This window comes from Bradyrhizobium sp. Mp19 (assembly GCF_029952935.1).
GTDB classification, from domain to species: Bacteria; Pseudomonadota; Alphaproteobacteria; order Rhizobiales; family Xanthobacteraceae; genus Bradyrhizobium; species Bradyrhizobium elkanii.
In genome coordinates this window covers 104,925-127,265 of record NZ_JASAUT010000015.1, presented here as the reverse complement: position 1 = coordinate 127,265, position 22,341 = coordinate 104,925, and the positions used below count along the sequence as shown (strand labels likewise).

22 protein-coding genes are annotated in these 22,341 nt (G+C 65.7%); 12 read left to right on the top strand and 10 right to left on the bottom strand.

Annotated features, from left to right (window positions below):
* Positions 1-11: 11 nt before the first annotated feature.
* Both trpD and QJT82_RS18845 read right to left on the bottom strand, forming a co-directional pair.
* Positions 12-1,025, bottom strand: coding sequence for an anthranilate phosphoribosyltransferase (gene trpD / locus QJT82_RS18850; RefSeq protein ID WP_028334043.1), 1,014 nt, complete (start codon positions 1,023-1,025; stop codon positions 12-14).
* A 70-nt stretch (positions 1,026-1,095) separates the two neighbouring features.
* A complete protein-coding gene (locus QJT82_RS18845; RefSeq protein WP_028339692.1) occupies positions 1,096-2,997 on the bottom strand; it encodes a peptidylprolyl isomerase in 1,902 nt (633 codons plus the stop codon).
* A 241-nt stretch (positions 2,998-3,238) separates the two neighbouring features.
* On the opposite strand from QJT82_RS18845, the gene tpiA reads away from it, so the two are divergent.
* Positions 3,239-3,991 carry a triose-phosphate isomerase gene (gene tpiA, locus QJT82_RS18840; RefSeq protein ID WP_028339693.1) on the top strand — a complete coding sequence of 251 codons (753 nt, stop codon included), beginning with the start codon at positions 3,239-3,241 and terminating at the stop codon, positions 3,989-3,991.
* Positions 3,992-4,230: 239 nt separating this feature from the next.
* On the opposite strand, the gene QJT82_RS18835 is transcribed toward tpiA, so the two are convergent.
* Positions 4,231-4,764 (bottom strand): GNAT family N-acetyltransferase, encoded by a 534-nt coding sequence (locus QJT82_RS18835; RefSeq protein ID WP_028339694.1) that lies wholly within the window; start codon positions 4,762-4,764, stop codon positions 4,231-4,233.
* Positions 4,765-4,767: 3 nt separating this feature from the next.
* Complete coding sequence (locus tag QJT82_RS18830) at positions 4,768-5,334, bottom strand: XRE family transcriptional regulator (RefSeq protein WP_028339695.1); 567 nt, start codon at positions 5,332-5,334, stop codon at positions 4,768-4,770.
* 205 nt (positions 5,335-5,539) lie between these two features.
* On the opposite strand from QJT82_RS18830, the gene secG reads away from it, so the two are divergent.
* Both secG and QJT82_RS18820 read left to right on the top strand, forming a co-directional pair.
* Complete coding sequence (secG, locus tag QJT82_RS18825) at positions 5,540-5,929, top strand: preprotein translocase subunit SecG (protein WP_028339696.1); 390 nt, start codon at positions 5,540-5,542, stop codon at positions 5,927-5,929.
* A 167-nt stretch (positions 5,930-6,096) separates the two neighbouring features.
* Entirely contained in the window at positions 6,097-7,728 is a 1,632-nt protein-coding gene (locus QJT82_RS18820) for a CTP synthase (protein WP_028339697.1), read from the top strand.
* Between the two features lie 23 nt (positions 7,729-7,751).
* On the opposite strand, the gene QJT82_RS18815 is transcribed toward QJT82_RS18820, so the two are convergent.
* From QJT82_RS18815 to QJT82_RS18805, 3 genes are all read right to left on the bottom strand, one after another.
* The gene (locus QJT82_RS18815) at positions 7,752-8,414 is read right to left on the bottom strand and encodes an rRNA adenine N-6-methyltransferase family protein (protein ID WP_028339698.1); all 663 of its coding nucleotides are present in this window, start codon (positions 8,412-8,414) and stop codon (positions 7,752-7,754) included.
* Between the two features lie 214 nt (positions 8,415-8,628).
* Positions 8,629-10,008: a HAMP domain-containing sensor histidine kinase gene (locus tag QJT82_RS18810; RefSeq protein WP_028339699.1), complete on the bottom strand. Its 1,380-nt coding sequence runs from the start codon at positions 10,006-10,008 to the stop codon at positions 8,629-8,631.
* Entirely contained in the window at positions 10,005-10,679 is a 675-nt protein-coding gene (locus QJT82_RS18805) for a response regulator transcription factor (protein ID WP_028339700.1), read from the bottom strand. Before QJT82_RS18805 ends, QJT82_RS18810 begins: the two co-directional genes overlap by 4 nt.
* Before the next feature lie 168 nt (positions 10,680-10,847).
* Here QJT82_RS18805 and QJT82_RS18800 point away from each other — a divergent pair, with 168 nt between their 5' ends.
* Positions 10,848-11,174 (top strand): NIPSNAP family protein, encoded by a 327-nt coding sequence (locus QJT82_RS18800; RefSeq protein WP_018271819.1) that lies wholly within the window; start codon positions 10,848-10,850, stop codon positions 11,172-11,174.
* Between the two features lie 58 nt (positions 11,175-11,232).
* On the opposite strand, the gene QJT82_RS18795 is transcribed toward QJT82_RS18800, so the two are convergent.
* Entirely contained in the window at positions 11,233-11,568 is a 336-nt protein-coding gene (locus tag QJT82_RS18795) for a PAAR domain-containing protein (protein WP_028339701.1), read from the bottom strand.
* A gap of 165 nt (positions 11,569-11,733) precedes the next feature.
* Here QJT82_RS18795 and kdsA point away from each other — a divergent pair, with 165 nt between their 5' ends.
* From kdsA to glsA, 3 genes are all read left to right on the top strand, one after another.
* On the top strand, positions 11,734-12,591 hold the full coding sequence (kdsA, locus tag QJT82_RS18790; protein ID WP_028339702.1) for a 3-deoxy-8-phosphooctulonate synthase: 858 nt from the start codon (positions 11,734-11,736) through the stop codon (positions 12,589-12,591).
* A gap of 15 nt (positions 12,592-12,606) precedes the next feature.
* Positions 12,607-13,800, top strand: a complete 1,194-nt coding sequence (locus QJT82_RS18785; RefSeq protein ID WP_028339703.1) for an MFS transporter — start codon at positions 12,607-12,609, stop codon at positions 13,798-13,800.
* Positions 13,801-13,966: 166 nt separating this feature from the next.
* Positions 13,967-15,817 (top strand): glutaminase A, encoded by a 1,851-nt coding sequence (gene glsA, locus QJT82_RS18780; RefSeq protein ID WP_028339704.1) that lies wholly within the window; start codon positions 13,967-13,969, stop codon positions 15,815-15,817.
* A gap of 9 nt (positions 15,818-15,826) precedes the next feature.
* Here the strand turns inward: glsA and queF are convergent, their stop codons facing one another.
* Both queF and QJT82_RS18770 read right to left on the bottom strand, forming a co-directional pair.
* A complete protein-coding gene (queF, locus tag QJT82_RS18775) occupies positions 15,827-16,288 on the bottom strand; it encodes a preQ(1) synthase (RefSeq protein ID WP_155258392.1) in 462 nt (153 codons plus the stop codon).
* A gap of 69 nt (positions 16,289-16,357) precedes the next feature.
* On the bottom strand, positions 16,358-17,341 hold the full coding sequence (locus QJT82_RS18770; RefSeq protein WP_028339706.1) for a lyase: 984 nt from the start codon (positions 17,339-17,341) through the stop codon (positions 16,358-16,360).
* Positions 17,342-17,515: 174 nt separating this feature from the next.
* On the opposite strand from QJT82_RS18770, the gene eno reads away from it, so the two are divergent.
* The 5 genes from eno (at position 17,516) to pdhA (ending at position 22,341) form a co-directional block, all read left to right on the top strand.
* Positions 17,516-18,799: a phosphopyruvate hydratase gene (eno, locus tag QJT82_RS18765; protein WP_028339707.1), complete on the top strand. Its 1,284-nt coding sequence runs from the start codon at positions 17,516-17,518 to the stop codon at positions 18,797-18,799.
* A 48-nt stretch (positions 18,800-18,847) separates the two neighbouring features.
* Complete coding sequence (locus tag QJT82_RS18760; RefSeq protein WP_028339708.1) at positions 18,848-19,984, top strand: zinc-binding dehydrogenase; 1,137 nt, start codon at positions 18,848-18,850, stop codon at positions 19,982-19,984.
* A 170-nt stretch (positions 19,985-20,154) separates the two neighbouring features.
* Positions 20,155-20,706, top strand: a complete 552-nt coding sequence (locus QJT82_RS18755) for an NADPH-dependent FMN reductase (protein WP_028339709.1) — start codon at positions 20,155-20,157, stop codon at positions 20,704-20,706.
* Positions 20,707-20,847: 141 nt separating this feature from the next.
* Positions 20,848-21,162: a septum formation initiator family protein gene (locus tag QJT82_RS18750; RefSeq protein WP_028339710.1), complete on the top strand. Its 315-nt coding sequence runs from the start codon at positions 20,848-20,850 to the stop codon at positions 21,160-21,162.
* A 159-nt stretch (positions 21,163-21,321) separates the two neighbouring features.
* A complete protein-coding gene (gene pdhA, locus QJT82_RS18745; protein WP_028339711.1) occupies positions 21,322-22,341 on the top strand; it encodes a pyruvate dehydrogenase (acetyl-transferring) E1 component subunit alpha in 1,020 nt (339 codons plus the stop codon).

Below are 22,341 nucleotides of genomic sequence, written 5' to 3'. Positions count from 1 at the left end.
GTTCCGCGCTCTCAGCCGTTGGAAACCGCGACCAGATGCTTCAGCCGCGCGGCGGCAGCGCCGCTGTCGAGCGACTGCGCGCCGATCGCGACGCCTTCCTTGAGGTCCTTGGCGCGGCCGGCCACGATCAGCGCGGCGGCGGCGTTGAGCAGGGCGACGTCGCGATAGGCGCTCGGCTTGCCCTGCAGCACGCTGGAGAGCGCGATCGCATTGGCATCGGCGTCACCCCCCTTCAGCGCCTCGCCGCCGACGCGGCCAAGGCCGGCGTCCTCGGGCGTCACCTCAGATGTCCTGATCTCGCCGTTCTCGAGCGTCGCAACGAAGGTCGGGCCGGTGAGGGTGATCTCGTCGAGGCCATCGGAGCCGTGCACGACCCAGACCTTGTCGGAGCCGAGGTTCTTCAGCACCTGCGCCAGCGGCTGCACCCATTGCCGCGAGAACACGCCGACCATCTGCCGCTTGACGCCGGCCGGGTTCGATAGCGGCCCGAGCAGGTTGAAGATGGTGCGGGTGGCGAGCTCGACCCGGGTCGGACCGACATTCTTCATCGCCGGATGATGCGCGGGCGCGAACATGAAGCCGATGCCGGCTTCCTTGACGCAGCGTCCGACTTGTTCGGGCGTCAAATCGAGCTTGACGCCGAGCGAGGCCAGCACGTCGGCGGCGCCCGAGCGAGACGACAATGCGCGGTTGCCGTGCTTCGCCACCGGCACGCCGGCGCCGGCCACGATGAAGGCCGCGCAGGTCGAGACGTTGACCGAGCCGGAGCCGTCGCCGCCGGTGCCGACGATATCGACGGCCTCCGCCGGCGCGGTGACCGGCAGCATCTTGCCGCGCATCGCGGTGACGGCGCCGGTGATCTCCTCGACGGTCTCGCCGCGCACCCGCAGCGCCATCAATAGCCCGCCCATCTGCGAGGGCGTGGCTTCGCCCGACATCATGCTGTCGAAGGCGGACGCCGCCTCTTCACGCGTCAGCGTGGCGCCGGTGGCGACTTTTCCGATGATCGATTTCAGGTCGTCCATTCGCTGGCTCAGGGTCTGTTGTTGGAGCTTGATCGCCGCGCAGCGCGCCGTCGCGCTGTCCCGATCATGCTCAATTATTTGCGCCTGTCACCTGTGCGAAGGCTGCCTGGTTGATGGTCACGCCGATATCGGACTCGATCTTCGTGACATATTGCGCGACCTGCTCGTCGCTGAGCGACCGCCGCAGCGCCTCGGTGAGCTGCTTGGCCGCATCCGACGCGAAGTCGACCGGCGGCACCGTCACGTTGGTGACGCGGAAGACCACCCACTGGCTGCCGCCGGCGACGGATGTCTGTCCGTCGCCGTCCTTGGCGGCCCGGAATGCGGCCGCGATCACGCCGGCCGGCACGGCGGGCAGCGAGGCCTCGCGGTTGAAATTCGCCGCGGTTTCGACCTTGACGCCGGCAGCGGCGGCTTCGTCGGCGAGCTTGGCGCCGCTGTCGAGCTTCTGGACGATCTCGGTCGCCTTGGCGCGCAGCTTGGTGGAGATCTGGTCCTCGCGCCACTTGGCCTCGACCTGATCGCGAACCTCGTCGAGGCTGCGCTCGCGCGACGGCGTGATGCCGAGCACGTCGTACCAGACATAGCCGCCGTTGAACTGGATCGGATCGTTGTCGACGCCGACGTCGCTGTTGAAGGCCTGCGACACCACGTCGAGACCGCGCGGGATGTTGGTCGCGACCTGGCCGTTCGGCAGCCGCCCGGAGCGATCGACCGCGTCGATGGTGACGGGGGTCAGCTTCAGCTTCTGTGCGGCTTCGACGACGCTGGCGCCGCCGCCGCGCTCGTCTTCCATCTTGTCGCGCAGCTCGGCGACCTTGGTGCGGGCGCGCTCGGAGGCGATCTCGTTCTTCACCTGCTGGGCGAGGCTCTCATAGCTCGGGGTCACGCCGGGCTCGACCTTGCCGACCTTGACCAGCGCGACGCCGAAGCGGCCCTGCACCGGCTGGCTGACTTCGCCGGCGGGCAGGGAGAAGGCGGCATCGGCGACGGCCGGATCGAGGATCGCCGACTTCGCGACCAGGCCGAGATTGACGTCGGCCAGATTGAGGTTGCGTTCCTTGGCGATGTCGTCAAACGACGCGCCCGACGCAATCCGCGCGCGCGCGGCCTGCGCCTCGCCGGCGTCCGGAAACACGATCTGCGAGACCTCGCGCTTCTCCGGCGTGCTGAGCCGGTCCTTGCGCTCCTCGAAGATCTTTTTGACGTCCTCGTCCGACACCGTTTCCCACTTGCCGATCTCCTCGGGCGTGATGGCGACGAAGGAGATCTTGCGGTATTCGGGCGCGCGGAACTGGACCTTGTGGTCCTCGAAATAGGCGGCGAGCGCCTCGGGCGAGGGTGGATCGATGGTGCCGGCCTGCGCGGCGCCGAGCGTGATGTAGTCGATCGAACGCTGCTCGTTCTGGAACCGGGTCAGCGCCTCGACCAGCGATTTCGGCGGCTCGATCCCGGACGAGATGGTGCCGGCGATCTGCCGCCTGAGGCCAACGCGGCGCTGCTCGGCGATGTAGCGGCCTTCGGTATAGCCGTAGTTGCGTATCACGGCCTGGAAGCGCTGCGGGTCGAACTGGTTGTTGAGGCCCTTGAAGTTCGGATCGTTGTAGATCGCGCGCAGCACCTCGGCGTCGGACACATTGAGGCCCATGCGGCGCGCTTCCTCGTCCAGCGCGGCTTCCGCAAGCGTCTGCTGCAGCACCTGGCGGTCAATGCCGAAGGCGCGCGCCTGGTCCGGCGTCAACGGACGGCCGAACTGGCGGCCAAGCTGCTGCAGGCGGTCGGTATAGATCTGGCGGAACTGCTCGGCCGAAATCTCGGTCCCGCCCACCTTGGCGAAGGTCGACTGGCCAAACCCCTTGAAAATGTCGGCAATGCCCCAAATTCCGAAACTGACGATCAAAACGCCCATCACCACGGCCATAATCGTCTTGCCGAGCCAGTTTGATGAGGCTTTCCGCATTCCTCGAAGCATGGGTCCAACTTGTTTTACAGGAGGGGAACCGGGTCGTGCCCAATGGGGAGCCGAAAGTCGAGGCTTTTGTCCCGCAGCAGGGCGTCACCGGGTTGAAAACCCATCATAAAGTGGCCGAAGCGCCCCCGCAACCTTCGCCGAGCGGGCGGAAGCGTCGCACGGTGGGCGCGAAGCCGCGCTCTGGAAGTCGCCGCCCGGCTCTGATAGCGCAGGGACACGCTTGAACGATGGGACATCCGACATGACCGACGCCATCCGGCCGCTGATCGCCGGCAACTGGAAAATGAACGGCCTGAAATCCTCTTTTGTCGAGTTCGACGCGGTGCTGGCAGGCGCCGGCGATGTCGCCGGAAAGGCCGATCTCCTGGTCTGTCCGCCGGCGACGCTGGTCGGGGCCTTTGCCGACAAGGCGCGCGGCTCGAAGGTCGCGGTCGGCGCCCAGGATTGCCACCCCAAGGCATCGGGTGCCCACACCGGCGATCTCTCGGCGGAGATGTTCAAGGATCTCGGCGCGGTCGCGATCATCGTCGGCCATTCCGAGCGGCGCGCCGACCACGGCGAGACCGATCCCTTGATTCGGCAGAAGGCGGAGGCCGTGTGGCGCGCCGGGCTGACCGCGATCGTCTGCATCGGCGAGACCCGCGAGCAGCGCGACGCCGGCAAGACGCTCGATGTCTGCGGCACCCAGCTTGCGGGCTCGCTGCCCGACGGCTCGACCGCGGCCAACCTGGTCGTGGCCTATGAGCCGGTCTGGGCGATCGGCACCGGCCTGACCCCGACGGCCAAGGATGTCGAGGAAGTTCACAGGTTTATCCGAGGTCAGCTCACCGATCGCTTCAAGGGCGAGGGAAACAGGATCAGGATCCTTTATGGCGGCTCGGTCAAGCCGTCGAACGCGGCCGAGCTGATGGCCGTCGCCAATGTCAACGGCGCGCTGGTCGGCGGCGCCAGCCTGAAGGCGTCGGACTTTTTGGCGATCGCCGCGGGGTGTTAGGCGGCCGCGGCCGTGCCTCGAATTGGGCTCGCTTACCGTCACCCTGAGGTGCGAGCCTTGCGGCGCAATTGCGCCGCTGGGCGAGCCTCGAAGGGTCGACGGCCCGGCCGGTGGCCGTCGACCCTTCGAGACGCGCTACGCGCTCCTCCAGCGACAAAGGCTTCGCCTTTGCGCGGGGGTGACGGGATTGGCAGTATTGCGAGGCCAGCTGCCATCGGCATCTCTGCTCGACAGAAGAATTAAGCGGCCGCAGCGGCGCCGATCCGCTTCCAATAGATCATCGTCCCGGTGAGGCCGCCATGCGGCTTCAGCGCGTAGTCCGGGATGATGCCGGTGAGCTGAAATCCCAGCCGTTCGTAGAGTGGCGCGGCGCCATCCTCTTCGGCGGTGTCGAGCACGAGCAGCGTGCGTCCGTGCGCGATCGCAAGCTGCTCGGCCGCGCGCATCAATTCGGTCGCCACGCCGCGATGGCGGTGGGCGATGCGTGTCATCATCTTTGCAATTTCCGCCCGATGCGGCTGGTTCGGCGGCAGGTTGAGCAGAAGCGTCACGGTGCCGATCAGATCATTGCCGGTGAAGGCGCCGAGCACGATGCGTTCGCCGCGCGCGGCGGCGCCGAGCGAGTCCTGCCAGAATGCATCGGCGTCATCCGGCGACAGCGGATGCATGAAGCTCACCGAGCCGCCGCCGGCGACGGTCTCGATCAGCAGCTCGCGAAGCGCGCTGCGAATCGCGGGCGCGTCCTCGAGCGGCTTGATGGCAAGGTGCGACATGCATCAGCTCCGGGCCAGGGTGACCACATAGGTGCACCCGACGTTGGTCTCGTTGGCGAAGGTCGTCTCGGCCGGCGGGCCAAAACCGAGGCAATCGCCGGCGGCGAGCACGTGGCGTGCGCCGCCTTCGGTGATGACGAGGCTGCCGCTGAGCACCCAGACCAGTTGGCGGATATGCGCGTAGGAGGAGGCGGGCAGGGTCACGGTCTGCTTCGGCGGCAGCTCGACCCGCACCAGCTCGACCGGATGGTCGGGACGGCTGAACACCTGGCGGCGCAGATAGCCGGTTTCCGGATCGCGCCAGACCGGTTGCGCGGCGGCGCGCGACAGCCGTTCGCCCTGGCCTTCGGCGCGCAACATCAGCCCGGCCAAAGTGAGATCGAAAGCCGAGGCGAGGCGCACCAGCACGACCGCGGTGGGGCTGACCTCGGCGCGCTCGATCTTGCTGATCGTGGCCTTCGAGACGCCTGCACGTTCGGCGAGGTCGGCCAGCGACCAGCCGCGGCTATCGCGTTCGAGCCTGATCCGCTGTGCCAGTCGTTGGCTCAGATCGTCTACCAAAGTATCCATGTGTCTATTATAATAGAAATCGCCGGTTCCGGGCAAGGCCCGGCCGGGCCGCGATCGGCGCGGCTTGTGATCATCGACAGTGCGACTATCTCGGGGGTGACAATGCCCGGTGCAATCGTGTAACAGGGCGCGACTTCACGAAAACCCGTAAAGCCGATAGCGCCGTTTGTCTGGCCGCTTGGCGGCTTGTGACGGAAGGCTTGCGATGCAGACTGTCGTTATCATTATTCATCTCATGATCGTCAGCGTCATGATCGGCGCCGTGCTGTTGCAGAAATCCGAAGGCGGCGGCCTTGGCATGGGTGGCGGCGCCGGCTTCATGTCGAGCCGCGGCACCGCCAATTTGCTGACGCGCACCACGGCGATCCTCGCGGTGGGCTTCTTCATCACCAGCCTGTTCCTGTCCTGGTACGCGGGCTACGACCGCAAGCCGAGCTCGATCATCGGCACCGGCGCACCGGCGCAGACGCAGCCGGCCGGCGGCACGCCGATGAACGCGCCGACCTCGGGCGGCATCCTCGATTCGCTGAAGAAGGCCGACGAGCAGCAGGGGCAGCAGGCCCCGAGCGGCCCGCAGGCGCCACGGTCGCAATAAAGCAGGGTGGCCATGCAGGATGCCCCGCTGGCATCCTGCATCAGAAACCCCCATCAATGCTTTGAAATCGCTTCCAGTTTGATGCAACCCACAGCCCGGCGAATTGTTTGCCGGGAACAGCCGATTCGTTTTGCGAATCGCCGGAGTCAGATTAAAGGTAAAGTCCCATGGCGCGGTACATATTCATCACCGGCGGCGTGGTCTCCTCGCTCGGCAAGGGTCTGGCTTCAGCGGCGCTCGGCGCTCTGCTGCAGGCCAGGGGCTACAAAGTCCGCCTTCGCAAGCTCGATCCCTATCTCAACCTCGATCCCGGAACGATGTCGCCGTATCAGCACGGCGAAGTGTTCGTGACCGACGACGGCGCCGAGACCGATCTCGATCTCGGCCATTACGAGCGCTTCACCGGTCGTCCGGCCACCAAGGCCGACAACATCACGACCGGTCGAATCTATCAGGACATCATCTCCAAGGAGCGCCGCGGCGACTATCTCGGCGCCACCATCCAGGTGGTCCCGCACGTCACCAACGCGATCAAGGAATTCGTGCTGTCGGGTAACGACGAGTTCGATTTCGTGCTGGTCGAGATCGGCGGCACTGTCGGCGACATCGAGGGCTTGCCGTTCTTCGAGGCGATCCGCCAGCTCAAGAACGAGCTGCCGCGCGATCATGCCGTCTACATTCACCTGACGCTTCTGCCGTACATTCCAAGTGCCGGCGAACTCAAGACAAAGCCGACGCAGCACTCGGTGAAGGAGCTGCGCTCGATCGGCATCCAGCCGGACATCCTGCTGTGCCGCACCGACCGCGAGATTCCCAAGGAGGAGCGGCGCAAGCTCGGCCTGTTCTGTAACGTGCGCGAGAGCGCCGTGATCGAGGCGCGCGACGTCGACAACATCTACGCCGTGCCGGAGGCCTATCACGCCGCCGGCCTCGACGACGAGGTGCTGGCCGCGTTCGGCATCACCGCGAAGATTCCGCCGGTGCTGCAGAGCTGGCACGTCATCAACGAGCGCGTCCGCAATCCGGAAGGTGCGGTGACGATCGCCATCGTCGGCAAATACACCGGCATGAAGGATGCCTACAAATCGCTGATCGAGGCGCTGTCGCACGGCGGCATCGCCAACAAGGTGAAGGTCAATCTCGACTGGATCGAGAGCGAGGTATTCGAGAACGAGGACCCGGCGCCGTTCCTCGAGCACGTCAACGGCATCCTGGTGCCCGGCGGCTTCGGCCAGCGCGGCGCCGAGGGCAAGATCCGCGCGGCGCAGTTCGCGCGCGAGCGTGACGTGCCGTATTTCGGTATCTGCTTCGGCATGCAGATGGCGGTGATCGAGGCGGCGCGCAATCTGGTCGGCATCGAGGACGCCAACTCGACCGAGTTCGGCCCGACCAAGGAGCCGCTGGTCGGCTTGATGACGGAATGGCTGCGCGGCAACGAGCTCGAGAAGCGCTCGCAGAGTGGCGATCTCGGCGGCACGATGCGGCTCGGGGCCTATCCCGCGGCGCTCAACCGCGGCAGCCGCGTCTCGCAGGTCTATGGCGGCGCGACCGAGATCTCCGAGCGGCACCGCCATCGCTACGAGGTCAACACCGCCTACAAGGACCGCCTCGAGCAGCACGGCCTGCGCTTCTCCGGCATGTCGCCCGACGGCGTGCTGCCGGAGATCGTGGAGTACGAGGACCATCCCTGGTTCATCGGTGTCCAGTTCCATCCCGAGCTGAAGTCGCGGCCGTTCGAGCCGCATCCGCTGTTTGCCTCGTTCATCGAGGCCGCGGCGAAGCAGAGCCGGCTGGTCTAGATAAGCGGCCGTCAGCTGCGCCGCTACACGGCGCAGTCCTCGCTGGTCCGGCGTTCTTTCTTGATCGGTGAAACGTTTGCACCAGCCGCCGGCGTGCCGTCGCGCGTCATCAGCTTGTATTGCGGACGGCGCGTCAGCCGGTAGACCGCGGCCGGCGGCACGTTGAGGAGGGCGCGATCGACCAGTGTGGCGCGTAGGCCGAGCCGGTCGAGGATCGGCCGCGGCACCGGGCAGCGCATGCCGTAGGTGAATTGATAGAACGAGCCGCCGGGACGCAGATAGCTGAACGCGCCGCCGACGATCGAGATGACCTTGCGCGGCGACATGTTGAGCAGCGGCAGTCCGCTGACGACGGCGCCGACCGGCGCGCCATCGTAGAGCCGCTCCGAGGCGAGGCGCGCCGCGTCCATCCACAGCACCCGCGCGCCGGGAAAACGGAGCTGCAACAGCCGCATGAAATCCGAACCGTACTCGATCAGCGTAAGATCCTGCTGGCGCACGCCGCGCTTCAACAGCTGATAGGTAAACGCGCCCGTGCCCGGACCGAGCTCGAGCACCGGGCCGGTGTCGGCGGTGATGTCGCGCGTAATGAGTTCGGCGAGCGCGGCGCCCGACGGCGCGATGGCGCCGACGCGGCCGGGGGCCGCCATCCACGCCGTGAAGAAAGACAGCAGATCATGTGACATTGGGATTCCCAGCAAAGTGTCGCGGCGCTTCGACTCAGATGCGAAGCGTGACGCCTTGTTTGCGGGAGCTGCATTGCGACAACATTGCGCGAGAGTCGTTCCGATTGAATCGGAACGGGGCTCTCGATTCTAGTTTTGACGCGTTTTCTTCACGCGAACCGGTGCCCATCCCGCATCGAGTGCAGGACAGGCTTCGCTCGAAAACGCTCTGGCATCACGGCGCGAACGGCGCCGGCGGTAACGTGAGGCGGAAGCACGCGCCGCCCTTCGGTCCGTCGAGCACGGAGACGTGACCGCCATGCAGCCTTGCGATCTCGCGCACCATGTTGAGGCCGAGGCCGGCGCCGCGGTCGAGCGGCGCGAGCCGATAGAACGGGTCGAAGATCCGCGTGCGCTGGTCCTGGGGAATGCCGTCGCCTTCATCCGATACGTCGATCGTCGCGGCGCTGCCGACATGGATGGTGATGGTGCCGCGGCGGCCGCCATGCTGGATGGCGTTCTGCACCAGATTGGTCAGCGCGCGCTCCAGCGCCGCGCGATCGCCGGATGTTTCCACGCGATCGACCGCAGTATCGAGCGACAGCTCGTAGCCGGCCGCGATCGCGAGCGGCGCAAGGTCGGCGGCGACATTGCGTGCGACCGCGACGAGATCGACGCGGACGAACGGATTGCGGCACTGGTCGAAGCGCTGGATGTCGAGCAGTTGCTCGGCCAATGTCGCAAGCCGCGCCGAGTCTTCGAGCAGGCGGGTTTTCTCCGGGCCCGGCGGCAGCGACTCCAGCCGCGTGTTGAGGATCGCGATCGGCGTGCGCAATTCATGGGCTGCGTCGGCGACGAAGCGCTGGTGCCGGGAATAGCCGTCGTCGAGCCGCTTCAGCGCATCGTTGATGGCGGTCACCAGCGGCGCGACCTCTAGCGGCAGATGATCCGCCGACAGCCGGCTGCCGCGCTGGCGAAAATCGATCCGGCGCGCTTCGTCGGCGGTGGTATCGAGACCGGCGAAGGCGCGCTTCACCACCATCGGCGTCGCGATGAAGGTGGCGCATGCCATCAGGAAAAGGCCGGGCAGGGCAATGGCGAGGAATGCCAGCGTCGTGGCGAGCGCGGTCTTGACGCTCGACATCGGCCCTTGCGTCGCAGTGAGCACCTGCACGGGGCCGGCATCGGAATTGACGCGCTTCAGCCGCGCCGGCGGCTTGCGCGGATCATCCTCGAACATCTGCCAGCCGAGCCGCGCCTGGCTGATCTGGTCGAGCGCGCCACCGATCCTGGCGAATTCCGGCGGCACCGCGCCTTCCGTCAGCGAACGGCCTTGCCGGTCGCGCACCAGGAACCAGAGGTCGGGCGTGTCGTCACGAAGCTTTTGCAGTTCGGCGGTCGGGCGCAAGATCAGCTCGCCCTTGCCGTCGCGTGCGACCGCGCCCTGCACGATGGAAATCACATGATCCTCATCGCGCGGAACGATCAGGAAGCCGGTGGCGCACAACGCGCTGATCAGGCAAACGATCAGCATGGCAAGCAGCAGCGCCTGGAGCGTCACCAGCCGCCAGCTCAGTTGCGAGCGCAGGCAATAGTGCTCGGCCTGTTCGCTCATGACGTTTGCTTCAAGAGATAGCCGACGCCGCGGATGCTGTGGATCTCGACGCCGGCGTTGGCGTCCGCGAGTTTGCGGCGCAGCCGCGAGACGTGGGCGTCGAGCGCGTTGGACTGGATCTCGTCCTCAAAATTATAGACCGCTTCCTCCAGCGTCGCGCGCAGCACGGTGCGGCCCATGCGGCGCAGCAGCGTCTCCAGCACCAGCAGCTCGCGCCGCGGCAGTTCGAGCGGATGGCCGTCGACGCTGGCCTCGCGATGGCTGCAATCGAACGCCACGCGGCCGGCCCTGATGATCTCGAGCTGCAGTCCGGCGGGGCGGCGCAGCACGGCGCGCAGCCGCGCCAGCAGCTCCTCGACGGCGAACGGCTTGGCCAGGTAGTCGTCGGCGCCACTGTCGAGGCCGGTGATGCGGTCGGTGAGGTCGCCGCGCGCGGTCAGCACGATGATCGGAACGCCGTCGGCCTTGGCGCGCAGCTTCGGGATCAGGGTGAGACCGTCGCCGTCCGGAAGCTGGCGGTCGAGCAGGACCGCGCCATGCACGTCGGCACAGATCGCTTCCTCGGCCTCGGCAAGGTTCGGCACGTGGTCGACCACCATGTCGTAGCTCTTCAGCGCCTGCGACAGCGCCGCCGCCATTTCGGCCTCGTCCTCAACCAGCAGTATCCGCATGTCCTTTGGGTCCGGCTCCTGAAGACAGGTTTTAAGGCAAGTAACATTGCAACAACATTGCGGAAATGGCCGCCTGTCGCGAGCAGGGGTGCCATGTTGTCATCCCCTCAAGACAGTCCGGAAGGCGCTGGCTATAACCGCCCGCACACAAATCTGGGAGGACTGCCTATGATCTACGAGACCCGCGTCTATCGCTGCCTGCCGGGACGGCTGCCGGCGCTGCTCAAGCGCTTCGAGACCATCACGCTGAAGCTCTGGGACAAGCACGGCATCAGGCAGGCCGGCTTCTTCACGACGCTGGTCGGGGAATCCAACCAGGAGCTGACCTATCTGCTGGCCTGGGAATCGCTCGCCGAGCGCGAGAAGAAATGGACCGCGTTCCAGACCGATCCGGAGTGGATCACCGCGCGCGCCAAGACCGAGGAGGACGGCCAGATCGTTCTCAACATCGTCAACCAGCTTCTGGTGCCGACGGCGTTTTCGTCGGTCAAGTGACGCGGTGGCCGCAGGGGGCGCGATGACGAAACTTCGTCGCGCCCAGTGACCGGCGCGGCTATTGCGGGCAGCCGGACGTCTGATCGCCCTCGCGGACCATCGGCCTGCCGTTGATGAAGACGCCGTGGCTGCCGGAGGTCGTCTTGCCGCCGCAATGCGTGCGATCGCCCATGACCACCGCCGGCTTGCCGTTGATCAGGACATTGGGCACGCCCTCGACGAGCGGGCCGCCATTGCTGGTTGTATCGCCGCTGCGCGCCGCCGGCTTGCCATTGATGGTCACGCCGGTGGCGCCGCTGGTGACGACCCCGGGCTGGCTGCTGGTCTGGCCGTAGGCGAGGCTCGACATCGCCGACAGGGCGGCGACGGCTCCGATCATCAGCGGGATGCGCATGTCTTCCTCATGGGAATCTGTTCCGCGCCAGTTTATAGGCGCCGTTTGGGCGGGATTGTGTTAGCACGGCGCACCCACGGCGTCAGCGCAACCCCCTCATCGTGCGGGATGGCTTGATCCGTCCCGCCCGGGACTGCATGGTCGCCGGCAAAAGGATGCACCATTTTGACCAATCAGGTTTCCGCGCAAGCCGCTGCGCCGATCGTTGCCGTCGGATCGACCAAGTTCGGCAATGCGTTGCCCATTTCGATTATCGCCGGTCCCTGCCAGCTCGAGAGCCGCGCGCATGCGTTGGAAGTGGCCTCGGCGCTGAAGGAGATCGCGGCCCGGCTTAAGATCGGTCTGGTGTACAAGACCTCGTTCGACAAGGCGAACCGCACCAGTGCGACGGCGGCGCGCGGCCTCGGTTTGGCGCAGGCGCTGCCGATCTTCGCCGAGATCCGGTCCTCGCTCGGCTTGCCGGTGCTGACCGACGTGCATGAGGCGACCCAGTGCGCCGATGTGGCGCAAGCGGTCGACGTGCTGCAGATCCCGGCCTTCCTGTGCCGGCAGACCGATCTCTTGCTGGCCGCGGCCGCGACCGGCAAGGTCGTCAATGTCAAGAAGGGCCAGTTCCTGGCGCCGTGGGACATGGCCAATGTGGTCAGCAAGATCACCGGCGCCGGCAACGCCAATGTGCTGGTCACCGAGCGCGGCGCGTCGTTCGGCTACAACACGCTGGTCTCCGACATGCGCGCGCTGCCGATCTTGTCGCGCACCACCGGCGCGCCTGTCATCTTTGATGCCACCCATTCGGTGCAGCAGCCGGGCGGCAAGGGCACGTCGTCGGGCGGCGAGCGCGAATTCGTGCCGGTGCTGGCGCGGGCCGCGGTCGCGGTCGGCGTCGCCGGCGTGTTCATCGAGACCCATCCCGATCCGGATCACGCGCCGTCCGATGGCCCCAACATGGTGCCGCTCCGTGACTTCGAGTCCCTCGTCAAGCGGCTGATGCAGTTCGACGCGCTGGCGAAGACGGCGGCCTGACCGGCGGACAACGACATGACCGCAACCAGCGGCATGCCGCCGGCCCTTAACGTGATCACGCTGGCGACCTTCGCGGCGAGCCTGTCGGTGCGTGCGCTCGATCCGGTGCTGCCGCATGTCGCCGAGGATTTCGGCGTCAGCATCGCGACCGCGGCGAGCTTTGCCGCGGTGTTCGCCTTCACCTTTGCCGCGGTGCAGCCGGCGATCGGCGCCGCTGCCGACCTGTTCGGCAAGGCGCGGCTGATGACGATCTGCCTCGGACTGCTCGGCGTCGCCAACATCCTCGGTGCGCTCTCGACCTCGTTTCCGATGCTGTTCGTGACCCGCATCCTTGCCGGCATCGGCTCGGGCGGCGTGTTTCCAGTGGCGCTGTCGCTGACCAGCGATTTGGTCGGTCCGGACAAGCGGCAGCTCGCGATCGGGCGAACCCTCGCGGGGTCGATGACCGGCAACCTGCTCGGCGCGACGGCATCCGGACTGATCGGCGATTTCCTCGGCTGGCGCGGCGTGCTCGCGGTGCTCGGCGGCCTCGTGATCATCGTTGCGCTGGCGGTTGCGGCCGGCTTCCGCGGCGCCGCGCTGAACCGTCCGCCGCGCACCAGCCTGAAGGCGCTTCGCCACGGCTATCGCACCATCTTCACCAATCCGAATGCGCGCATCTGCTACTCGGCGGTCTTCGTCGAAGGCTGCTGCGTGCTCGGGCTGTTTCCCTTCATCGCCTCGTTCCTGTTCGAGCTCGGCGAGACCTCGCTGTCGATCGCCGGCATCGTGATCGCGGGCTTTGCGATCGGCGGATTGCTCTACACGCTGACGGTGTCGCGCCTGCTGCCGTGGATCGGGGTGAGGGGCATGATGGTCGTCGGCGCGACGCTGGTCGCTATCCAACTGGTCGGTGTCGCCTTCGGGCCGCACTGGAAGCTGCAGATGGCGGGCCTCCTGGTGATGGGCCTCGGCTTCTACATGATCCACGGCTGCCTGCAGGTGTTTGCCAGCGAGCTGTCGGTCGAGGCGCGCGCCACCGCGCTGTCGCTGCACTCGTTCTTCTTTTTCATGGGCCAGACCGTCGGCCCGATCGCCTACGGCTTCGGCCTGCAACACGTCGGCAAGACCGCGACGCTGGTCTCGGCCGCCGCCGTGATGGTCGTGCTCGGCTTTATCTGCGCGCGGTTTCTGCGGCAGACCAGGCCCGCCGATGCGCAGACAACCTAGGCGTCCACGGGCCCACCGGCCGTGGCAGACACAACATGCAGGGAAGCGGGGTGCAGCGTCAGGATGACGCATGTCGCAGCAGCGTTCGGACGACCGCGCATGGCATGAGGATTGCTTATTTCTTGCCATTTGAGGTGAGAGCGTGGACGTCCAGACTGGCTGGCCTATTCGAGGGAATGCGGACGTCAGGACAACGGGATATGGCACCGAGCCTCCACTTCAACGTTTTCTGGCCTCCTGCCACCAAGAATTCAAATCGGACAATTCCGGCGCGCTCGCCGACTACATTCCGGAGCTGAAACGGGCCAACCCGGCGCATTTCGGCATCAGCCTCGTCACCATCGATGGCCATGTCTACGAAGTCGGCGACAGCGCCGCTCCTTTCACCATCCAGTCCGTTTCGAAGGCGTTCGTGTTTGCGCTGGCCCTCGATCTCGTCGGCGAAGCGCGCGTCGCGTCGGCGATCGGCGTCGAGCCGAGCGGTGAGGCATTCAACTCGATCCGGCTGACCAACGACAACAAGCCGTTCAATCCGATGGTCAACGCCGGCGCGATTGCCTGCTCCGGGCTGATCCACGAGGTCGATGGCCGCGCCGCATTCGAGCGCATCCGGGACAAGCTCGGCCAGTTTGCCGGCCGCGAACTCGACGTCGATGACGCGGTCCATGCGTCGGAGACGGCGACCGGCAACCGCAATCGCGCGATCGCCTGGCTGCTGCGCAACTACCTCGTGCTGCAGGACGGCGTCGATGCCGTGCTCGATATCTATTTCCGGCAATGCGCCATTCTCGTCACCGCGCGCGACCTCGCGGTGATGGCCGCAACGCTCGCCAATCGCGGCGTCAATCCGGTCACCGGCGTCCAGGTGGTGACGCCGCATGTCGTCGCGCGCACGCTGTCGGTGATGACGAGCTCGGGCATGTACGACTATGCCGGCGAGTGGATCTATCGCGTCGGAATGCCCGCCAAGAGTGGGGTCGGCGGCGGCATCGTCGCAGCGCTCCCGTCGCAATTGGGGCTCGGCACCTTTTCGCCGCTGCTCGATGGGCACTTCAACAGCGTGCGAGGCCTGAAGGTTTGCGAGGCGCTGTCGGCGCGATTTGATCTGCATATGCTCAACCGCAGCGGCGACGTCCGCACCTGCATCATCGCCGACTACGACATCGTCGGCATCACCTCCCGCCGCAGCCGCCAGCCGCACGAACAGCAGATCCTCGATGACCGCCACAGCGACACCCGCGTCATCGAGCTGGTGGGGGCGCTCAACTTCGCGTCGATCGACTACGTCACTCGCCGGCTGTCCAGCGAGCCGCCCGGCGCGCCGCTGCTGATCCTAGATTTCCACCGCGTGCCCGACATCACGGCAGCCGGCGCCCAGCTACTGGCTGAGAAAATCGCCACGCTCGGAAATTCCGGTGTCACCACGATCATCTCCGGTGTCGAGACGACGTCGCCGGTCTGGGCCACGATCCGCGCGCAGATCGAAGAGCCGAAGCGGTTGCGGCATTTTCCGCTGCTCGACGACGCCGTTGAATGGGCCGAGGATCAACTGATCTACCGCTATGGCGGCTTCACCGAGACCAAGGAGACCGCCCATCTCGGCGAGCAGGCGCTGTTGGCCGATCTCGCGCCCGAGGAGATCGCCGCGCTCGCCGAACTCTCGACGCCGCGCCGCTACGACGCCGGCCAGCGCATCGTCGTGGCCGGCGAGCCGGCCAATTCGTTGTTCTTCCTGCAAAGCGGGATGGTGAGCGTGAAGCTGCCGAGCGGCGTGCGGCTTGCCTCTCTCGGGCCGGGGATGGAGTTCGGCGAGATGGCGATCATCGAGGGCCACCGCAGCGCCGACGTCTGGGCGGACACGCCGGTCAAATGCCTCGAGCTGCCGATCGACAGCTTTGCCGACTATCGTCAGCTCCACCCGCAGATTTCGATGAAGATCATGCGCAATCTTTCCGCACTGCTGGCGCGCCGCCTGATCCTCGCCAACGCCAAGGTCGATCTGCTGAGCGCCTATTGAGACGCCGGATCAGCCCCGGCCTCGATAGGGCGCGACGCCCTGATCGGGAACCCAGACGCCCTTCGGCAGCCGGCCGGTCTGGAAGAACACGTCGATCGGGATGCCGCCGCGCGGATACCAGTAACCGCCGATCCGCAGCCATTTCGGTTTGATTTCCCCGACGATGCGCTTCCCGATCATGACGGTGCAATCCTCGTGGAAGGCGCCGTGATTGCGGAAGCTCGCCGCATAGAGTTTCAGCGACTTAGATTCCAGGAGCCACCGGCCCGGCACATAGTCGAGCACCAGATGGGCGAAGTCCGGCTGGCCGGTGATCGGGCAGACCGAGGTGAATTCCGGGATAGCGAAGCGCACCAGATAATCCGTGCCGGCCTGCGGATTGGGGACGCGGTCGAGCACCGCCTTGTCCGGGCTATCCGGCCACGCGACGGCACGGCCGAGTTGCAGGGTTTTCTTCGCCATGGGCCTCATCCTTTTGGGAGCGGCCGAAATGAACGGAAGCGGGCGGTTCGTCAACCGTCCGCGTGCGGGGGCAGGGTGCTACGCGGGCGCGGCAGTCTGGATCAGGACCAAGCGGTCTTGGCCGGATTCACAGCCCCAGACCTCGCCGGGCCGGCCATCGAGTTGCCGGACATTCGCGCCGGCGCGGTCGCTCGGAAAGGCGTTGAAGGTCGCGCCCACCGGATCGAAGCGCATGATCGCGTTGGCCGAGAAATCGGTGAGCCAGACCTTGTCCTTGTCGTCGACATAGACGGCATAGGTCCGTGGATTGCTGCCGGGCAGCTTCCAGGCCCTCCACGTCCCGTCGGCGGGATCGTGCACCGACACGTTGCCGCTGTTCCACTCGCTGACCCAGATCCGCCCCCGCGAATCCGACCACACCCGTCGCGCGCCCTGTTTCGGCGTCGGCGGCTGGACCACGCTGGCGTTGCCGGTCGCAAGGTCAATCCGTGCGATATAGCTGCCGGCAAGCGAGGCGTACCAGATGTCGCCGTTTGGGGTCACGGTGATGCCGTAGGGGCCGACGCCGCGCGGTGCCTCGAACACCTTCATCTCACCGGATTTCGGATCGAGCCGGCCGTAGAAACCGGACTGGCCGGTGAACCAGTAGACGCCGCGCTTGTCGAACACGCCGGTATTGAGATTGGCGTCAGCGGCTTTCTCAGGCAGGCGGAACAGCGTCACCTTGTGGTCGCCGGGGTCGACGCGGGCGATCGCATTCTGCCCGCCCTCGGTTACCCACGGCGCGCCGTCGGGGCCGATCGTGACGCCGTGCGGGGCCGCACCCTTGCCGAGGCTGACCAGCTTGAACGCACTGTCGCGCGGATTGAGCCGGCCCAGCGCACCGCTGCGCTGGCCCGTGAACCAGACGGTGCCATCGGGCGCCGGAGTGACATCGTGCAGGCCGGTCCCGGCGTCGACGTTGAAATATTTCACCCGGAACGGCGTCTGGGCATCCTGCGCCTGCGCTCTCGTGGTCAAAATCGCGGCAGTGGTGGAGGCGAGAAACTGGCGACGGTTCATTGCGTTATCCCGGCTTCGTGAAACAATGGGCCAGCACGCGAAGGTAATCCCTGACAGCATAAACCCACCACATTGCACCGTCAGACGGGCCGGGCGGGCGGGCCGTTCACATTTGCTTGCGCGCCGTGTATGACGCGGCGCATCAGCCAACCCCATATCGAGAAAGAGCACGTCATGACTGACATCGTCGACATCATCGGCCGCGAAATCCTTGATAGCCGCGGCAACCCCACGGTCGAGGTCGATGTGGTGCTGGAGGATGGGTCAATCGGTCGCGCGGCGGTGCCGTCGGGCGCGTCCACCGGCGCGCATGAGGCGGTGGAACTGCGTGACGGCGACAAGTCGCGTTACCTCGGCAAGGGCGTCGAGAAGGCGGTTGCCGCCGTCAACGGCGAGATCTTCGAGGCGCTCAGCGACCAGGCCGTCGAGGAGCAGGTCGCGATCGACCAGATCATGATCGAGCTCGACGGCACGCCGAACAAGAGCCGGCTCGGGGCCAACGCCATCCTCGGCGTCTCGCTGGCCTGCGCCAAGGCCGCCGCCGAATCCTTCGACATGCCGCTGTATCGTTATGTCGGCGGCACCTCGGCGCGGACGCTGCCGGTGCCGATGATGAACATCATCAATGGCGGCGTGCATGCCGACAACCCGATCGACTTCCAGGAATTCATGATCCTGCCGGTCGGCGCCACGTCGTTCGCCGAGGCGCTGCGTTGCGGTTCGGAAATCTTCCACACGCTGCGCGGCGAATTGAAGAAGGCCGGCCACAACACCAATGTCGGCGACGAGGGCGGCTTCGCGCCGAACCTGCCGTCGGCCGACGCCGCGCTCGAGTTCGTCATGAACGCGATCGGCAAGGCCGGCTACAAGGCGGGCGACGACGTCGTGCTCGGCCTCGACTGCGCCTCGACCGAATTCTTCAAGGAAGGCTCCTACGTCTATGGCGGCGAGAACAAGACCCGCTCGCGCTCCGAGCAGGTGAAGTATCTCGCCGATCTCGTCGGCCGCTATCCGATCGTCACCATCGAGGACGGCATGTCGGAGGACGACATGGACGGCTGGAAGGAGCTGACGGATGCGATCGGCAAGAAGTGCCAGCTGGTCGGCGACGATCTGTTCGTCACCAACGTCACCCGGCTTGCCGACGGCATCAAGAACGGCCGCGCCAATTCGATCCTGGTCAAGGTCAACCAGATCGGCACGCTGACCGAGACGCTTGCGGCGATCGAGATGGCCTACAAGGCCGGCTACACCGCCGTGATGTCGCACCGCTCCGGCGAGACCGAGGATTCCACGATCGCCGATCTCGCGGTCGCCACCAATTGCGGGCAGATCAAGACCGGCTCGCTGGCACGCTCCGACCGCACCGCCAAGTACAACCAGCTGCTGCGCATCGAGCAGCAGCTCGGCACCCAGGCGAAATACGCGGGCAGGGCGGCCTTGAAGGCGCTGGCGTAGCGCCCCAATTTGATCGGGATCCAACAAACGCAAAAACGGGAGGTCGGGATGAGCGACGGCAAGAGCGGTCTGCAACTGCGTTCGCTGCTCAAGAAGAATGGCGAGCTCGAGATATCGCTGGTCAATGTCCCGACCCCCGAGCCCGGCCCCGACGAGGTCGTGGTCCGGGTCGAGGCGACCCCGATCAATCCGTCCGACCTCGGTCTTCTGATCGGCCCGGCCGACATGTCGGCCGCCAAGGTCTCCGGCAGCAAGGAATTGCCCGTGGTGACCGCGCGCGTGCCGGAAGCGGCATTGCCGGGCCTTGCCGCGCGGCTCGACGAGTCCATGCCGGTCGGCAATGAAGGTGCCGGCGTCGTGATCAGGACCGGTTCATCGGATGCGGCGAAAGCGCTGATGGGCCGCACCGTCGCGATGATCGGTGGCGCGATGTATGCGCAATACCGCACGCTGCGCGTCAACGAATGCCTGCCGCTGCCCGACGGCACCACGCCGGCGGAAGGCGCGTCCTGCTTCGTCAATCCGCTGACCGCGCTCGGCATGACCGAGACGATGCGGCGCGAGGGGCACAAGGCGCTGGTGCACACGGCGGCGGCGTCCAATCTCGGCCAGATGCTCAACAAGATCTGTCTCAAGGACGGCATCGGCCTCGTCAACATCGTGCGCAACAAGGAGCAGGCCGAGATCCTGCACAAGATCGGCGCCAAGCATGTCGTCGATTCCTCCGCGCCCGATTTCATGGACAAGCTCACCGGCGCGCTGGTCGAGACCGGCGCCACCATCGCCTTCGATGCGATCGGCGGCGGCAAGCTCGCGGGCCAGATCCTGGTCGCGATGGAGTCCGCGATCAACAAGACCGCCAAGGCCTATAGCCGCTACGGCTCGAACGTGCACAAGCAGGTCTATGTCTATGGCAGCCTCGACACCCGCTCGATCGAATTGCCGCGCGGCTTCGGCATGGCCTGGGGCGTTGGCGGCTGGCTGCTGTTCCCGTTCCTGATGAAGATCGGTCCGGAGGCCGGCAACAAGCTGCGCCAGCGCGTGGTGGCCGAACTGAAGACGACTTTCGCCAGTCACTACACCAAGGTGGTCTCGTTGCAGGAGACCCTGCAACTCGACAACATCGCCGTCTACAACAAGCGCGCGACCGGCGAGAAATTCCTGATCAACCCGAACAAGGGCTGAGGATCGAAACACAAGGGCCGTCCCGACAGGGGCGGCCTTTTTGCTTTGCATAGACCAATTCCGCGAAACGCTGCGTTTCCGGAATTGGACGATCCATGCACTTGCATCTTTCTTGGTGCGCCGGTAGGTGAAGGCCACCAGTCTCACGCGCAACCCGAGGGAAATTTGCTATGGCCTATAACATCGTCACCATCGTCGGCAGCATCCGCAAGCAGAGCTTCTCGCTCAAGATCGCCAATGCGCTGGCCAAGCTTGCACCGGCGTCGCTGAAGCTCGATGTGACGACGCTTCAGGAAATTTCCTTCTTCAACCAGGATCTCGAGGCCGCGCCGCCGGCGGACTGGCTCGCCTTCCGCGAGAAGCTGCAGAAGTCGAACGGCGTGCTGTTCGTGACCCCCGAATACAACCGCTCGATCCCGGGCGTGCTGAAGAACGCCATCGACGTCGCCTCGCGGCCCTACGGCAAGAGCTCGTTCATCGGCAAGCCGATCGGCATCATCGGCAATTCGCCCGGACCGCTCGGCGGCGTCAGCGCGGTGAAGCACCTGCAGAACATCCTGCCGGGCATTTCCGGCCCGATCCTCGGTCAACCGGAAGCCTATCTCAACGGCGTCGGCGATGCCTTCGACGACAACGGCGAACTGACCAAGGAGTCGCTCAAGGGCGTGCTGCAGCAGTATCTCGACGCCTTCGCGGCCTTTATCGAAAAGCAGAACCGCTGAGCAAGAGCCCCGTTCCGATTGAATCGGAACGGGACTCTGAACTTGTTTTGACGCGCTTTCGTTCACGCGAACCGGTATCCACTTCGCTCGAAAACGCTCTGGTTCAGCGTTCGTTAACCCCATGGCCGCATGCTCGCGGCCATGGTTTCCCGCACACGCCTCAAATCGATTCTGACCGGGCTCGCCCTCTATACGCTGGCGGCGCTGATGGTCGGCTATTTCGGCGTCAACGCCTACACCGGCAAATACGGCTTGAACGCGCGGCAGGAACTCGATCAGGAGATCATCGCGCTGACCTCCGAGTTGGCGCGGCTGAAGAAGGAGCGGGCCGAGGGCGAGCAGCGGGTGTCGCTGTTGCGGTCGGACCGGGTCGATCCCGACATGCTGGACGAGCGTGCGCGCTTCCAGCTCGACTACGCCAATCCGCGTGATCTCGTTCGGATCAACAAGAACTGACGCGTTCTCAAATTTCAAAATCACTCGCGCGCTATCACAAAAATGTCGCGCTGCGCTGCAGTGCGGCATAGCAAAATTCCATCGGGCGAACGCAATCCTTCCAAGGCGATTTGAGTTGGGTTAGAGAGGGTTCTCCGACTTCTCTCACCCGGAATTGCCATGGCCGCACCCAAGAAAAGCGTCGCAAAAGAATCAGGGCAGGAGAAGGCCGGTTCTCCCCCCGAATTCACCAAGGAGCAGGAGCTCAAGGCACTGCGGGACATGCTCCTGATCCGGCGCTTCGAGGAGAAGGCCGGTCAACTCTACGGCATGGGCGCGATCGGCGGTTTCTGCCATCTCTATATCGGCCAGGAAGCGGTCGTGGTCGGCATGCAGATGGCGCTGAAGCCGGGCGACGAGGTCATAACCGGCTACCGGGACCACGGCCACATGCTGGCCTGCGACATGGAAGCCAAGGGCGTGATGGCCGAATTGACCGGACGCCGCGGCGGCTATTCCCGCGGCAAGGGCGGCTCCATGCACATGTTCAGCAAGGAGAAGCACTTTTACGGCGGTCACGGAATCGTGGGCGCGCAGGTCTCGCTGGGCACTGGCCTTGCGTTCGCCAACCGCTATCGCGGCAACGATAACGTCAGCGTGACCTATTTCGGCGACGGCGCGGCCAACCAGGGCCAGGTCTATGAAAGCTTCAACATGGCGGAGCTGTGGAAGCTGCCGGTGATCTACGTGATCGAGAACAACCGCTATGCGATGGGCACCTCGGTGTCGCGCGCATCGGCCCAGCAGGACTTCTCCAAGCGCGGCGCCTCCTTCAACATTCCGGGCAAGCAGGTCGACGGCATGGACGTGCGCGCGGTCAAGGCCGCCGCCGATGAGGCCGTGGCCTGGTGCCGCGGCGGCAACGGTCCGATGATTCTGGAGATGCAGACCTACCGCTACCGCGGCCACTCGATGTCCGATCCGGCCAAGTACCGCACGCGCGAGGAGGTCGAGAAGGTGCGTCACGACCAGGACCCGATCGAGCAGGTGCGCAACCGCTTGCTGGCCTCGGGCGCCAGCGAGCAGGACCTGAAGGCGATCGACGCCCAGGTGCGCGAGATCGTCAACGCGGCCGCCGACTTCGCGCAGCACGATCCGGAGCCGGATCCGGCCGAGCTCTACACCGACATCTACCGCTGA